This window comes from Faecalibacterium sp. An121 (assembly GCF_002160915.1).
Lineage (GTDB): Bacteria > Bacillota > Clostridia > Oscillospirales > Ruminococcaceae > Faecalibacterium > Faecalibacterium avium.
Map to the genome: position 1 here is coordinate 1 of NZ_NFLM01000060.1, position 678 is coordinate 678.

The 678-nt window shown below is 64.6% G+C and carries 1 protein-coding gene and 1 pseudogene; both read right to left on the reverse strand.

The window, feature by feature from the left end; genetic code table 11:
• Window positions 1-477: pseudogene (locus B5E66_RS12700) on the reverse strand (amylosucrase); the annotation flags it as partial.
• Window positions 447-678 (reverse strand): hypothetical protein (locus B5E66_RS13655; protein ID WP_446718518.1); only part of this gene is annotated, 232 nt, incomplete at its 5' end. The pseudogene B5E66_RS12700 and the gene B5E66_RS13655, both read right to left, overlap by 31 nt.

Sequence of the window (678 nt, forward strand, 5' to 3'; positions counted from 1 at the left end):
GGTGTGAAACGGCACCCCGGCGTCAAAGACGCTGTGGCTGCGGCGCGCTTCCTCGATCCGGCGCAGGGCCGGGAACAGCTCGTTTTGCAGCGTGCCGGGTATGCTGCGGTTGGCGGCCAATGCCCAGGGGAAGGCGCCGCGGTGGATGTAACGGCTGTCCGAAGCTTTTTCGGGGTCGTCTTTGTAGCTGTAGTCGTTGAGCTGGCCGATCTCGTCCCCGCTGTACAGCACAGGGAGGCCCGACTGTGAGAGCATGAAGGCGTGAAGGGTCAGGTCGAGCCGGACAGCCTTTTCCTGCGCGGCCATGTCCCCGGCGAAGCCGGCCCGCTCGATGCCGCAGAGGGAGGCCGTGGTGCCGCAGAGGCGGGCGTCCCCCAGGCGCGGGTCGTCGTTGTACAGCTCCCCGATGGCGAAGGAGTTCGCCGTCTTGCCGGTAAAGAAATCGTTCAGGTACTTTTTGTGCGGGACCTCCTGCATCCCGAACCGGGCCAGGAAATCGTAGTCAAGGCCCCAGCCGATGTCGTCGTGGCAGCGCAGGTAGTTCTGGAAGATGCAGTTTTGGGGCAGACGATCTCGCAGATCATCCGGATCATCCGCACGATGGTGTGGACCTGGGGCAGGTTGCGGCAGCTGGTGCCCAGCTGCTTCCAGATGTAGGGCACCGCGTCCAGCCGTACC